Genomic DNA, 14,776 nt, shown 5'->3' on the forward strand with positions numbered 1-14,776 from the left:
TTCATATTTTATTGGTTAAAAATGTGATATATTTGCGCACTATATGGATAATAATGTCTTAGTATCTATTATTTGGGGGACATGGTTGCATGAGTATCACTGTAGGCGAACATAGCTTTAATACTATCGAGAATTTTACTGCCTATTTAGAAACCACTTACGAACAAGATAAATCGGTTTTGGGCGAAGTCAATTTACCTTTGACGTGTGATCAATTTACCCAAGAAGACTTTAATAAATTGGTTGATTTTCTTTCAAAACCAGAGCGAACGAGACGTTACAAATTTGAAATTACTCCTAAGAAGTATCAATTAGCCTTTGATAATGTATATCTAATCAATAAACGACAAAAGTTTTCTTTCGAATTCCAACAACAAGTAGCCGAGCTCTCTAAGACAGCAATTTTTTTTCATCCTCATGCCGCTAGAATACGAAAAACTAAAAAGAATTGGGTTGAGAATATAAAAAGTCCCAGTATGGGTTTACAGCTTCAATATCAAATTCCAACGAAACATGAAGCGCATCATCAACAAATTAAAGCAACTCAGCGAAAGCGCAAAAACAATGTAGAACCACCATATCAACACCCGCAACAAGGCACTCCTTTGACGCAAATTCCTGAGCTTGCTGAAGAAAATGCGCGCAATATTGTTGGTTCTTACCGCCAATTCAGTCTCTTAAACAATGGTTCTAAAAACAGAGATCGTTACAGGAAAGAGTTTAAAAATTTATGGAGTGAAAATAGCTCGCCGGAACAACGCCAAGCGGCTTTTATTTTATTCTTGTCTGTCGTAACAGAAGATAATGCACCAAAATTGGAGAGGATAAATAGATTACTCCAGGCGATACCTTTAGGTGATCTTAATTATAAAGGTCTGGCTCGAGTGTTAATTCATACTGGAGCTGATGGTGTTTTACTCTTATTGCAACAACTGAAGGTATTACATGATAAGGAATTTTTTAAAGACTTTAATGAGTTATTTCTGGATAAACCTGAAAACTATCTTGCGTTAATGTCACGCCAAGGTTTGGCCAATCTTCAAAAGTTGAGTGAATTAAGCAGCGAACAAAAAATATGGTGGGTTAATTTAGTTTCTCAACATAAAGCAACAGGTGCTCGTACTGAATTTAATGATTTATTTGAAGCTTATGATTATTTTCTAAATAGGCTGGAGGAAAAAGACCTGAAGTTACCTTTTTCCTGTACTTTAGAAAATATAGGCTCTATGAAACCCACATTAGATCGCTTACTGTTCATCATAAATAACAGCAGTGATCCTGAGGAGCAACTTACTTGTTTAGATGGGTTAGATCTTAATGGAGCCTACCATGCCAGTCGTAATAACAATTATAAGCTGGTATCAAGGCAAATGAATTTAAGATCCAATATCGATGAAGATGTCCTTGATTATTCAACCCCTGCAATGCCGAAGGATGTAAGTGCCTGGTTAAGCCGTTTGGACCGCCCATATGAGGAGATTGTAACTTGTTTTTATCGTTTTATTGGTGTGCAGGAGTGGGCATTTAGTCTGGATGTTTATCAAAAGATTGAACAGGAAATTAGTAACAATCAAAATCTGAGTGTTCAGAATAAAGTATTATTACTTAGTATCGCTGCATTGATGACTACGGGGCAGCGGGCGTGTACTAAAACAATAGACCCTTATACTAGCTTTAAAAGTTTGCTTGACAAATTTACGGCAATAGCCAATCACTTTAATGAGGATATGAGTGGTCAATTATCAATGGTACTTCCTGTTTTTTTAGGGGAACTAGAGAATTACAGTTGGGAGTCAATGCCTGCCGCTGATGAGTTGAATAGGCTCATTGATATCTTATCACTCACGTTAAAAACTGAAGACTTAATATCAGAACAAGCACGGCATGATTTTTATGAAGCAAGTGTCCTTGCTTTGAAGCTTATGAAGGAATATGGTGACGCAGCCTCATCTGTTGTCAATAATTATGAACGGCGTTTGAGTATAGAACAGGCTCATAATGCCCCAATCCAAAAATTTTCTTTTTCTGCTCTGCTTCAGCATTTAACTACCCCTTCTAAATTAAATATATTTTTATCTGAGCTTTTTCACGATCAACCTGACTCATTGCCTCAGTTTGTCATACTCTTCTCTTTATTAAGTGATGAAGTACCGGAAATGACACAAGATGGCGAAGAAGATAGTGAGTTTGAAGCAAAAATAAAAATATTGGCAAAAGATCTGCACGATATGCAGGCTGAGCGTAGAGGGCAGTTATTTGCAATTCTCACTGACATTAATATAGAAGCTTCTTTTCGTTTGCCTTCCCTTGAGCAGCTGATAAAAATCGTTAACTCAGTGACCGAACGTCAAAGTGCTGATGTTTTTGCAATTGTTCGTACTGAATTGCCTGAGATAAAAATAGGAAAAGATGCAGTTAACGAGCCAGTAATTAACCTTTTTAGCTTGATAGAACAGATATATGAGGATTGGCAACTCCAAACTGAATTTGAAGGTTTGCCAGAAAAACTAACAGGATATTTGGAGTCCTGGATAACTTCTCATCAAGTTGTAATGTGGCATTTGAGGCAACGCCCCGTTGATGCTCAAAGAGCTTTCGAGGTTTTGGCCGAGGAAGAACAAGAAGCAAAGAATTTGTTAAACAGTAGGTGGTTTTTTTGGGCTTTATCTGGATTTCCAGAAGAGAGAAAACAAATGGATCGCGTTTTGGGTAGTGAATTTTTTACCCAGAAATCCTTCAGTGCAGTACTAAGACCCAGAATAGATGCCGCTTGCAAATCTAATTTAAGGGCCGCTATCAATGCATTACAAACATCAAACAAAGATTTTGACCGTTTTCTATTAAAGCAAATTAAGGAACTAGACACCGCTCTACCTATCGATGAAGCCCTATTGAAATTGGAGCAACAATTAAGTGCATTGAATGGATTAATCAGTTCATTAATTCGTATTAAAAACCAAAACAACATTGAGTTTCTCCGTTCTATTTCATTATTAACAGATGTAATTAAGTCCACAGTATTTGGAAAAAATTCTGATACAGTAGCCCAGATAAGGAATTTACTGGATGTATTAAGCGAAGGAAAAACTTCTGCAGTTGCATCTCCCTTAGCAATTTTATGCAAGATACTAAAAGAAACACCACATCACTCAACAGGGCAGCTAAAAATTGCTTTGAGCGAGGTTATTTATCTAACAAAATACCGAGAAATCCTTGGGGAAGAAGCATATGAAATCCTGTTGCGTTGTTCATTCAGTCATAATTTAACTCAGGAATCCTTATTCCCATTAAAAAACCTGATGGAATTGAAATCATTAGCAGACGTGGATGACCAGCATTCTGAAGATTTGTTTGATGCTCTAATCAATGGAATAAAAAAAGCAGGTTCGAATGTTGATGAGAAATTAATTATCAATGTGGTTAATAAAACCCTATCGGTTATTCAGGCGAAAGTAGAAGTAGATTCACTGGTGCCGTTGCTTACTTTATTAATGAAAGCATGTACAAAATGCGATAAAGATGAGTTAAATCGTTATTATAACTTAGTCTGTAGATTAGAAAATACAGCGGATTTTGATTTAAATAATTGGGCAAAAATATTAATTGTGCTTGGTGAGCATGCAACTGATGCAAATATTCATCGCTTGTTGGATGTTCAAGCAGGTCTTGAATTTGATCCACTGAGTCTACCGGATCTTGCACAATTATTTGATTATCCACCTTATCCTGAGATGGAACCGTTTATCAATGTGTTAAATGGAGATGTTAAAGATCTAAGAGCTTATGCTGATGAATTTGACAGGGATCCTAAATCAGGACGTGCACCACAAAAAAATGGATTTGGTTTTATTTTAAAAGATACAGAGCAAGTTCTTGATGAGCAATTTGATACCTCTAAAGTTGCGCGAGTTATTGCTGATATTAGAAATATTGTAGAAGGAACCGCGTTAAGTAGACAGGAGCAACATGATTTAGCGCAACAAATTATCTACATCAATGCGATAGGAAGAGACAAACCTTTAACTTTGGTTGTAGGAAATAACTCAACAACGTATCAAATTAAAGCATACCAGGATTTGACAAAAGTCAGTCGCACAGAGTTACGTGAATTATCAGATACACTGATTGCTGTAATAAGAACACCGCATTTAGAGGCTCATGAGAAACTAAAAGCTCAGTTGAGATTGCTTGCTGTGTTACGTGAACAGTACTTTCGGTCTACTGGAATATTTGTTGATACCCCGCAGCTTATTGCCATTTTAATGGCATTAAAAAACCAGCAAAACAATATGCTGATGGAACTAGATACTGAAGAGGGCAATTGTGTTGCTAATGCATTACTTTCTGTAATGCAGTGGGTTGAAGCGGATGGAGGGACTATTGATGCGTGTGCCGTCAACCGAGGCTTGATGGTTCAGAATTATAAAAATGACAAAGATTTTTTTGCTTCTTTAGGTATCGCTTTCGGTCGTGTTGAGGTGAGTTCTCCCAAAGGAACGTATCAGGTTGGTGGGATAAATTACTCTACTATAGGTGATCTGGCTTCATATCGTGCTCGGGCTGTAGTCGAAAATGAAGACATGTCGTGTTATAAGGATGGTCATCCTGTAGCGAGTCATTTAATTCTTTTTGGTTCTGATTTCTCTGAATTAGATGAAAAGACTATATTTAATCTTGCTCTTAAGAGCGAGGGGAATGAAGAAGATTATTCTTATACATGGGTTTATCCTTTAATTAATGAATTTATTAATCAGAAACAATTTAAAATTCTCGATAAAGGCTGGAGCGAGGATCAAGATATAATCCAGTTAAGAGAATTCCTCGACAGACATGCACCTACTAGTCGGCATAAAGCGTCGTTAAACTCATTACCTGATAAAAAATTTAATTTATGGATCAATGCTGCTATTGAAGCACAGCGTTTTGTTGAGGGGGAAGATTTTATTATTCCACCTTCTAAAACGGCACGACATGTTGCTATTCCCTTAAATCAAAAAGCTTCTCAAGATGATTTAACTTTTATGACGCATCAATTTCTGCATGCTCGGCTGCAAAAGAAATACCCTGATTGGGAATTCGTTATTGAGCCTGAAATGCGTTGTATTGATTCTGTATCAACCAAGGACTTGATTGATCACTATAAAAAACAGGGACGCATTATTAGCATCTCGAACACTTTAGGTCGAAAAGAGAGAATAGTCGAACAATGTAACAAGTTCGGTATGGATATCGCGTGTAAAATACCATCTCATCAAAAAAATAGATGTGTCAAACTGGCTACACGAGTGATAGCAAATCAAACAGCTTATGTACGCGCTGTAAAAGAAGCCATTAATCAAGCACAAGCAGGACAACCTATTGTCCTATTTGCGAAAGATGTTAACGAGGTAAAGCTTCTTGCAGATAAACTAAAAACACAGTTCCGTAAAAGCAATATAACTGCATTTACAGGCACTGAATCTGTGGCAGAACGAAAAAAATGGATTAACAATCAGTCTGGTAAGCAAAATACAATAACGATTACTACTACAGCACTTGCACAAAACGCTGATTTTGCGACACAACATCCGAAGGGATTTTTAGCGATTCAAACTTATTTGGATGCCCGGGCTGCGCGGCGAGTAACAAGCTGTGTTGGCAAGGAAGGTAGGCCTGCTAAGTACGTTGCTATCTATGAAACTCAAGGAGCATTCGTTTTACAATCCGGGTTCTATCAGACCCAAAGTAAACAGAAGAAAATACTTGCTTCTTTGGCAGAACTGCAAAGTCAACAAAATGAAGAAGCTGCTGTTATGCGTCATTACATGCAAAAAGTATCCAATATACAACAAGTTGTTCTGGAACAATTCCAAGAGTGGAAAGAATTGTTACATCTTGTTTATCCAAAATCAGAATGGAATACACTGGATGCAGCGTTGTTAATACAAAGAGAGGATTTGAGTCGTTCTTTGAGTGAACATTGGGACGAATGCCTTGAATATAATGCGCCACAAAAAGAACATCCTAATCCTTATATACGCCGTACTGAAAATAAGAAGTTTCAAACTATCGCATTGAATAAAGCAATAACCGCTTATGAAATTGCTGTAGGCTCAGTTTGGGATCAACACCGGGCGCTGCTTAAAGAAAAAGTTGAGGATTTCATAGAAGAAGGTTCAGTTAATGCGTTACGTTGTCATTATCTGGATGAAGTATCTTTAAATGAGCAATTAAAATTTAATCAGTTGGCTGCGCGTACAAGCAAGAAAGAACAGCTTGCTGAGAAGAAAAAAACGCGTCGATATGTTGAATCCGGATTAGAAGTAAACGGAGCGATGCTACGATTTGCTGACGGCGATGTAGAAAGCTATCGTGAAGCTTTTGCTAAAAGCCAAGTAAAATTATTAGCAAAGGACATTAGCTGCATTATAGAAAATAATCCTCATTTAAAGAAAATTGTGCGATCCATATTGGTTCAACAAGTTATGGCTGCAACAAATTTAGATAATCTCATTGATTTTTTACTTGATTATGCCAATAAAGATTTGCCCGAAGATCGATATACTGAAAAATATGCCATGCAACCTGTAATTCAAGAGTTGTTGCGGGTATATAAAGAAGTAGGCCTTGTAGAAACAAGCGATCTAAAAGAATTAAAAGCAGTTTATTTTGATAGAGTAATTACAGAGCTTGTAGATGAATTGGAAACCAGCCTATCCTGGGCTAAACAAGAACATCGTGGCTTAGGTTATTTGCTCGAACGAACAGCTGTTACTGATGCGGCTAGAGACATATTGAATGCTGTGCATGTATTAGGAGAGGCCGACAAACTAAAAGGAGCTGATAAACTTTCTGCACAACAAAGTGCTATTAGGAGTTTATATCGAGTATTGGCAGAGCATGAAGCGCAACTGGAAGGTTTATGGATATTCTCTTTGGGACACAAGAATACGCGTACCTTAATTAAAGAAACTTTGGCTACACTTGATGGATTAACGGCTATTGGTTCAAATAAAAATAAACTGGATGCTGATTTTATCCATGATTGTAAAGAAGAATCTCTTTGTGCAGTAACGAAAAGAAAACTGGATTCTGCGATCCATACTATGGAAGAGACGGAAATAGGTTTACAGAAAAACAGAGAATGGAATGCGATTAAGTATACATTAAATGTAATACAAACCGAGAGCAACTCTGTTTATGCTTTTCATGAAATGTACGATGTTCTCTCGAATAAAATGGAAGAACTTGCACGAAAAAATTCTAAATTACAAGGACCTGTAGCTCGACTACGAGGAGAGGTGCGACGTATTTGTGAATCATTGAGCCAAGAACATAAAGAGTTATTTAATACAAGTAAATATCTGAGATCTAAGGCTGAAAATCTCAAGGAAAAACTTAATGGACTAAACGGATTTAAAGTCAAAGAGGTTCAGCTCAAGGAGGGCAATAATGGCTTTAGCAATTATTTTGATTTAGTGATTGAAGGCACTGGCTCTCATCCCTTATTGCAACATTTTATGCACTATAATTCACGCACCCAGGATTTAATAAACCAAAGATCTGCTCTAGAAGAAAGCCTAAGGCAAGCCATAGAACAGATAAATACTTTAGATCAATTGATAGGAGAAGAAGTACCTCTACTTAAATTGGAAGAAAAAAGGAAGGCGAATGTGTCAAAATTTCCTGAACAATTTCAGGATCAGGTTAATGAAATTCTGGGTTTAAAAGAATTAATCGCCGATCAAGTACCTGATAATTTAGATTCATTTCCAGAATCAGTTCGCAAGCATTTTCTTGACCGAGAGTTGCTCAAAACATTTGATTTTCCTAATTTAGAGGCAGAAGAAATTGAACAAATTCAAGATATAGTGTTAAAAATCGATTTTAGGGACTTGCAGGAGCGGATCGTTGAGGGAACGAAGCCCAAAAATTTATGGGGTAATTTTACTTCCTATATGTCAAGCTACGTATTTACCCCCGAAAATATGGAAGATTGGCGCCAGGAATTTCAGGACTTAACTAAAAGACCTACGAGAAATTTAAACAATGCGTTTCGTTCTGATATTCAAAAAAAGCAGAATATATTAGCTGGCCAACTTGAGCAATTACATCAACAAATAGTAGGGCAGGCCGAATCGATGCAACAACAAATTGCATTCCTCAATGAGAAAATTGATGAAGAAGAGAAAAAAGAAGGGATTTATGCCATGAGAATTAGCAATGTGGCTGAGCTTTCTAAATTTGAAAAAGAGATAATGAAGGTTAAATCGCAACAAAAAGCGAATCCATCTCTCGATGAGAATCGAAAATCTACTAAAGCATCAGGGGTATCTATTGATAGCACTGAAACAGTAATTCAATCAGCACTGATTTTGTAATCATATGTAGCGCTGGGTACCAGCGCTACCTAGTTATAAAGATGTTCAATCATGCATTAAGTATCATCAATCTTCCAAACGACCCCCCCCCCTTTTTTTGTTTAAATATTGAACTATAATCAAATTTAGACGATGTTGAAATTTGGAATCGCAATGTTATCTCCTGATGTAGTCAAAGTTATTGATACTATTAGTGAAAAAATTGGAACTAGTAATTTTGAGTCATTAACTTTTGAAGATATAAAAAATGCATGTTTTATGGTGATGGGAAAAATGGAACATATAAAAACCAGCAACCAATTTCCTACACTAGATTATTCTAAAGAAAAAGAACTAATTGCATATAAGCGTATCGTGATGCTCTTGGTAGAATGGCAAGCTCGATTTATAGAAATGAAGAAAGATCATGTGTTGGGAAATTATATTGCTGATTTAAATTTCTTGCGTGATATGGTTCATTCAATTCCTGACGTGTTAGGTGATGTGTATAAAGAAAAAATAGGAAAAATTAATTTTTACATTTCCAACATACTTGCCAATATATACAAGCTGAACACTAAATTGCTTGAAGCGAATTGTTTTGATGTTGCGCTTATGGCGCACACACAATGTGCTGATGAAGTCACTTTTTTATATTCCAAACTACTCGAAATGCACTATACAGAGAAAATGCGTTATTCGGTTGTCATTAAAGGTTATTTTGAAGCAATTCAGGAGACATTTGATTTTTATTTAAAGGAAATAACCTATTTTCGTGATCTTGAGATTACTAACGCAAAATGTTTGAGTTACTGCGTAATGAATTATCTCCCTAAAAATGTACGGCATTGAACGCAGTACATTGCTTGCAATCACTCGACTCATTCCTGTTGTTACATTAAAAACGACTCATTCACTGTTCATTATTAAATCGCATGGAATAAAAAATACTATACTTAAGGAAAATGTGAGCAATAAATGGGTAATGAGTGATGGGAATTCTTCATATATCACCAGATGAGCATTTAAAACGGGTAATGGGTGATCCCAGTGATGCAATCTTAAAACAACGTGAGTTATCTGAAGCAACCTATCCTCTTTTGGTTTCCTATTTAGGATGGCTTAGAAGGCTCAATTCTATCCAAAATAAAAATGACGTGATTCATCAAAATGAACAATTTCTTAGTGAATTTATTCATTTGTGCGAGCACAATTTGCTCTTTTTTCTAACGGTTACTGGTCAGTTTGATGTAATTCGATCTCTTTTTGAAGATAAAGATCTATTGGCAAAAGAAATTGCATTGCTTGAAGAAATCGAAAAAGAGCAAGCTCAGGCTGCAGCCGCCAATTTACAGGATTTTGTGTTTGTTCCCAGAAAAAAAGAGCCATCATTACAACAACCTGAAGAACATAAATCGTTAGCCGCGCCTGCATCTGAATGGGAAAAATCGCTTTATGGCTTAACTAATATGGATTTATTTCGATATTATGAAGATGAAATGCAACGAATTACTCATCTCTACCATATGAAGCAAATAAAACAAATCGACACAACTTATGTGCAACATCTTACCCTAATGCGAGAGACATTAGATGTCATTAACCAAGACGATAACATTCGCGAAGAAACAAAACAAAAAGCGATAATACTTTATAAAAAATTAGTAGTAATAAAAGAGGAAATGGATGCGAGAAGTACAGAGATAACTCCAGTGGTTGGAGAAACTCCATTAGAGATAGAAGCCATTGAAAAACACCACCAAATTAAAAAAGAAAAATTTAAAGAAGCCCAAGGAGCTCTGGAAGCATTTTTTGAAGAAGTTCGTCATGAGTCACCACAATTACAAAAAGCTTATGAAAAACATCAAGCAATTACTATGAGTTTTCAAAAGGAAATCCAAGCGATTCAAAGCGAATGGAAAAAGGAGATGGAGGCGATTTCTGTTCATTATGAGAAAGCACGTGCTCATGCTTTAGAAGATGTAGACAGTAGTTTGAGTATTATTATAGATGAATTAATAAAATGTCCTGCTGATGAATTGGATAAAGAACAAATCAATAAACTGGATATGGCACTGATGCAATTAAAAAAATATAAAGAAGAGTTAAAAACAGTTGAGAAATATGATGCCACTCAAATTTTATTAAATAAATGTAATAAAGAATTGGAAAACATAGTGAGTATTGTTCAACCAATATTGTCAGAAGAATCAAAAAAACGTTTTGATATCAGTGTAAACCTGATAAAAAAAGTGTTTATTCTGCCTCAACCTCGCGTAGAGCAGTTATTGCAAACTCCAAAAAGTTCTTCTCTAATACAAGAAGTGCTTGATGTGGATTCTAAAACCCTTGCTCCAAGGCTTGCTGATCTTATACCTGAAGAGCAAAATGTTGGTTTTAAATCAAGCACACTTGTTGTTGAGGCAGAGAATAAGGAACAGCATGACTCTAAAGTACTTAATGACAATGCCCCCATTCCCGCGGTGCCTGCAATGCATAGCGTTGAATTGAACTCAAGTACTTCTGATGTTAATGCTGCGGACGAAGAACAGCTTGATTCTAAAGTACTTAGTGAAAATATTTCCATTCCCGCGGGGTCTGCAAAACATGACGTTGAGTTGAACCCAAATATTTCTGTTGTTGAGGCTGAGAGCGAAGAACACCATGATTCTACAGTTCTTAATGGAAATACTTCCATTTCCTCTGTGTCGGTGGAGCGAGGCGTTGACCTGAAATTTAGTAGCTCTGCTGATGAGCTGATGAGCGGAGAACAGTATCAGTCTAAAGTTACTCATGATGAAAAAGCTCAAATTGCTCCTGTTGCTGAAGAGCGCATTATTGATGCGGAACCAATTGACCCTGTGATTGAATTTTCAAGGCCTAAAGAAGAAGAATCTGAAGTTGCACCTAGTGAAGAACCTCAAAACTCATTGTCTGCTCAACGATATCGATTTTATATGAGTTCTATGAGGGATAGGACTGAGTTTATTGAGTTTGATCCTGAAAAACAGCACCATTATGAATCAATGATCGAAGAATTATCCACTGTTTTAAGTGAATTAAATGAAGATGCCGAACCAGAAATTGCAGAAAAAATAGCAAAAATCGAAAATCTTATTGAAGATGTAAAATCAATTGGCTTTGATAAAGCAAGCCCGTCTCACATTCAAAAAATTTGTGAAGCATGTAATTTGGGCATTGATTATGATCCTTTAAATCATGTAAAAGATAGCCTTGCCTCTATGTTTCAGTTCAATGATAAGCCACAAAATAGTGTGGGGATGTAAATGATTTTTGTATTATAATTGAAATTTTATACCACATCATGCCTCTTTTTTGTTATAATATGTCCAATTTTTTATAAAAGGGAGAAAATAATGACGCCACAAGAAGAAGCATTATGGCAAGCTATAACTAAAAAAGAATACGAAAAAGTTAAAACGCTGATTACTGATTATCCTGAATTAGTCAATGCAGTAAACACAAATGGAAGAACCCTTCTGATGCGAGTCGTTCTTCTCTTAACACCACCATTAGATTTGATTGAGTTTATTGCAAAACAACCTGATCTCAGCTTTGAAAGCGCTAAGGCGACTAAAACGACCATGAGTGTCATTTTATCCACTGGTCGTCCAGAAATTTTAGAACTATTTGCAAACGATCCACGCATTATTTTTGATGGTGAGAACTTGGCTTATGCAACAGCAAAGAAATACGTAGGAAGTGTGGCAAGCGAGAAGATTGAAAAATACACAAAAATGCTGACAATCGTTCGCGATGCGACCATACGCCAAGCAATTATGACGGATGATCCTTCTTTACTGGAGCGATTAGAAAAAGAAGGGGACAACCTGGCTCAACCATTAAGTGATGGCAAGTTTCCTGCGCGTCTTATTACTAAAGAATGTCCTGCTCCTAATGTGAAATTATGGTTTCAATCTCAAGTTGGAAAAAATGGGGCAAGCATTGCAAATCATGTCGATTCGTTCTTTTCTCATACTTATAAAATGCAGGAAATAGAAAAGGAGATGGAGGAAGTAAATCGACGCATGTTGGAGAGTAATATCAAATTATTTGATAAAACTTATGACAGTACCATGACACAAATGGAACACGTAGTATCTTCTCTTAGTCTTACTAACTAAATCAATTGGATCATCTGGGTGAATGCGCAGCTGTAGCCCAGGATCTGATCTTCTTTACTCTGATTTATCTTGTAACTCATTAATAAATGATTTAATTTGGTTTTAAAAACTCCAGGGGTGATGGTATCAATGTGGTATCAACGTGATGCTGAAGGATTAACCCTTCGTTTATATGTTCAGCCGGGTGCAAAAAAAACAGAGATTGTAGGTCTTCATGAGGGGGAGCTTAAAATACGCTTAAATACCCCACCACTTGAAGGTCGCGCTAATAAAGCACTTTTGAAGTATATTGCACAGATATTTAAAGTACCAGCAAGACAAATTACCTTGCAACGAGGAGATAAGTCCAGACATAAAGTACTGACAATTATTGGTTCTATGGTAGAGCCCGATGATTTACTTTGAATCGTGACGTAATTTTGCGATAGTACAAATGAACCAATAACCGAATCATTAATCTTATGAAAATTGAACAATTCTCCATCACGTTTAACACTTCTGGTCGAGGTACGCAGGATATTACTGCTGATGTGAAAGCGCTCTTATCAAAAACCACGATACAACAAGGCTTATGTCATTTATTTCTCAAACATACTAGTGCTTCTTTGATGCTTTGTGAAAATTATGATCCTCAGGTTCGCAAGGATCTAGAACATTTTTTGGTTCGATTAATTCCGGATGGGGATCCACTTTTTAAACATTTAATTGAAGGCCCGGATGATATGCCTGCACATATTCGTACTGTATTAACTCAAATCAGTTTAACCATTCCTATACAAAATGGAACATTGGTTTTAGGTACGTGGCAAGGTATCTATCTCTATGAGCATCGTTATCAATCACAAGAACGTCATCTGCTTATTAGTGTTGTAGGAGACTAATTGAGTTTTTGCTATACTATGAATCTCTTTTTTAACTGGAAAAAAATATGTCTTCTTTACCCCAATGCCCTAAATGTAATTCAGAATATACTTATGAAGATGGTAATCAACTAATTTGCCCGGAATGTTCCTATGAATGGGCAAAAGATGGTGTCGAAGAACAGAGCCATGACGATCAACGCATTATTAAAGATGCCCACGGTCAAATTCTGCAAGATGGGGATACGGTTACTGTAATTAAAGATCTCAAAATAAAAGGATCATCGCAAGTAGTAAAAGTTGGTACCAAAGTAAAAAATATTCGCTTGGTAGATGGAGATCATGACATTGATTGTAAAATTGAGGGAATTGGTGCCATGAAATTAAAATCTCAGTTTGTTAAAAAGGGTTAGAAAAGCATGTCTAAACCACTGCACGTTACTTTTTTATTTTATGAAGGAATGACGGCTCTCGACGCAATTGGTCCCTATGAGGTACTGAGTCGTTTGCCAGAAGTTATCGTGCAGCGGGTTGCATTAAATAAGGGACAGGTACGTACTTGTTCCGGACTCACATTAATTGCTGAGCATGCATTAAATGAAATTTCTCAAACTGATATTGTGTTGATTCCAGGTGCTGGTAATGCAACTGCATTACGTGAATGTCCTGAAATTCTTACATGGATTCAAACAATTCATGAACATACTTTATGGACTACTTCAGTCTGTACTGGAAGTTTGATCCTGGGAGCAGCAGGAATTTTATCTGGAGTTAAAGCAACAACTCATTGGGCAGTAATGAATCGATTGGAAAAATGGGGAGCCATACCGACACATAAACGATTTGTAACGGATGGTAAAATTATTACTGCAGCTGGAGTTTCTGCTGGTATTGATATGGCCTTATATCTTGCTGCAAAACTTATTAATGAAAATGTGGCGCAAAGTTTACAACTTGGTTTGGAATATGATCCCGAACCACCGTTTGACTCAGGATCACCAGATAAGGCACCACCGATATTAGTTCAATCGCTTCGTGAACGATTGAAACACAGGTTTGAACCCGAATAATCAGGGTAATACATAGATTACTAAAGCAATTAATCCGGCAAGGGCAATTATTGGATGAACAAGTACTGCCTTTTTGGGAAGTGCTTTACCTTTCTTAGCAAGTGCAACCATGCTCAATCCACCTAATGCAGCAACGATCAAAAAGATTAAACTTACGGCAAGAAGTGTCGATTTACCTGTCGCAAATGCAAGCATATGAGCGATGATTATGAGCAACCCCAATGCTGCAAAAACTGCATGAAGATTTCTCACCGTTATATTAATCGGCCTGTCTTGTAGTATTGCTGTCAAAAGAAAGAGACCACAAACTACTGCAGCAAGAAATAAAAGAATAGCAAGTATTAACATTTAACCTCCAGTAC

Annotated in this window: 9 protein-coding genes; 8 read left to right on the top strand and 1 reads right to left on the bottom strand. The window is 36.6% G+C overall.

The window, feature by feature from the left end; all coding sequences use genetic code 11:
• Positions 1 to 89 precede the first annotated feature (89 nt).
• The 8 genes from ELY20_RS00425 to ELY20_RS00460 all read left to right on the top strand — a co-directional run bounded on the left by ELY20_RS00425 (position 90) and on the right by ELY20_RS00460 (position 14,414).
• Positions 90 to 8,360 (top strand): hypothetical protein, encoded by an 8,271-nt coding sequence (locus ELY20_RS00425; RefSeq protein ID WP_199742184.1) that lies wholly within the window; start codon positions 90 to 92, stop codon positions 8,358 to 8,360.
• 153 nt (positions 8,361 to 8,513) lie between these two features.
• The gene (locus ELY20_RS00430; protein ID WP_110141167.1) at positions 8,514 to 9,191 is read left to right on the top strand and encodes a hypothetical protein; all 678 of its coding nucleotides are present in this window, start codon (positions 8,514 to 8,516) and stop codon (positions 9,189 to 9,191) included.
• Between the two features lie 140 nt (positions 9,192 to 9,331).
• Complete coding sequence (locus ELY20_RS00435; RefSeq protein ID WP_110141168.1) at positions 9,332 to 11,626, top strand: MICOS complex subunit MIC60; 2,295 nt, start codon at positions 9,332 to 9,334, stop codon at positions 11,624 to 11,626.
• 90 nt (positions 11,627 to 11,716) lie between these two features.
• On the top strand, positions 11,717 to 12,484 hold the full coding sequence (locus ELY20_RS00440) for a hypothetical protein (protein ID WP_110141169.1): 768 nt from the start codon (positions 11,717 to 11,719) through the stop codon (positions 12,482 to 12,484).
• 129 nt (positions 12,485 to 12,613) lie between these two features.
• Positions 12,614 to 12,889, top strand: coding sequence for a DUF167 domain-containing protein (locus ELY20_RS00445; protein ID WP_110141170.1), 276 nt, complete (start codon positions 12,614 to 12,616; stop codon positions 12,887 to 12,889).
• 56 nt (positions 12,890 to 12,945) lie between these two features.
• Complete coding sequence (locus ELY20_RS00450; RefSeq protein ID WP_110141171.1) at positions 12,946 to 13,365, top strand: secondary thiamine-phosphate synthase enzyme YjbQ; 420 nt, start codon at positions 12,946 to 12,948, stop codon at positions 13,363 to 13,365.
• Between the two features lie 47 nt (positions 13,366 to 13,412).
• The gene (locus tag ELY20_RS00455) at positions 13,413 to 13,757 is read left to right on the top strand and encodes a zinc ribbon domain-containing protein YjdM (protein WP_110141172.1); all 345 of its coding nucleotides are present in this window, start codon (positions 13,413 to 13,415) and stop codon (positions 13,755 to 13,757) included.
• Positions 13,758 to 13,763: 6 nt separating this feature from the next.
• Positions 13,764 to 14,414, top strand: a complete 651-nt coding sequence (locus ELY20_RS00460) for a DJ-1/PfpI family protein (RefSeq protein ID WP_110141173.1) — start codon at positions 13,764 to 13,766, stop codon at positions 14,412 to 14,414.
• Here the strand turns inward: ELY20_RS00460 and ELY20_RS00465 are convergent, their stop codons facing one another.
• Positions 14,415 to 14,762 carry a hypothetical protein gene (locus ELY20_RS00465; RefSeq protein WP_110141174.1) on the bottom strand — a complete coding sequence of 116 codons (348 nt, stop codon included), beginning with the start codon at positions 14,760 to 14,762 and terminating at the stop codon, positions 14,415 to 14,417. It abuts the gene before it with no gap.
• Positions 14,763 to 14,776 lie beyond the last annotated feature (14 nt).

It is taken from the genome of Legionella qingyii (assembly GCF_003990155.1).
GTDB lineage: Bacteria > Pseudomonadota > Gammaproteobacteria > Legionellales > Legionellaceae > Legionella > Legionella qingyii.

Excerpts from the sequence above, each read along its gene's own strand:
- ELY20_RS00425 (WP_199742184.1), top strand. The coding sequence starts at position 90 with ATGAGTATCACTGTAGGCGAACATAGCTTTAATACTATCGAGAATTTT.
- ELY20_RS00430 (WP_110141167.1), top strand. The coding sequence starts at position 8,514 with ATGTTATCTCCTGATGTAGTCAAAGTTATTGATACTATTAGTGAAAAA.
- ELY20_RS00435 (WP_110141168.1), top strand. The coding sequence starts at position 9,332 with ATGGGAATTCTTCATATATCACCAGATGAGCATTTAAAACGGGTAATG.
- ELY20_RS00440 (WP_110141169.1), top strand. The coding sequence starts at position 11,717 with ATGACGCCACAAGAAGAAGCATTATGGCAAGCTATAACTAAAAAAGAA.
- ELY20_RS00445 (WP_110141170.1), top strand. The coding sequence starts at position 12,614 with ATGTGGTATCAACGTGATGCTGAAGGATTAACCCTTCGTTTATATGTT.
- ELY20_RS00450 (WP_110141171.1), top strand. The coding sequence starts at position 12,946 with ATGAAAATTGAACAATTCTCCATCACGTTTAACACTTCTGGTCGAGGT.
- ELY20_RS00455 (WP_110141172.1), top strand. The coding sequence starts at position 13,413 with ATGTCTTCTTTACCCCAATGCCCTAAATGTAATTCAGAATATACTTAT.
- ELY20_RS00460 (WP_110141173.1), top strand. The coding sequence starts at position 13,764 with ATGTCTAAACCACTGCACGTTACTTTTTTATTTTATGAAGGAATGACG.
- ELY20_RS00465 (WP_110141174.1), bottom strand. The coding sequence starts at position 14,762 with ATGTTAATACTTGCTATTCTTTTATTTCTTGCTGCAGTAGTTTGTGGT.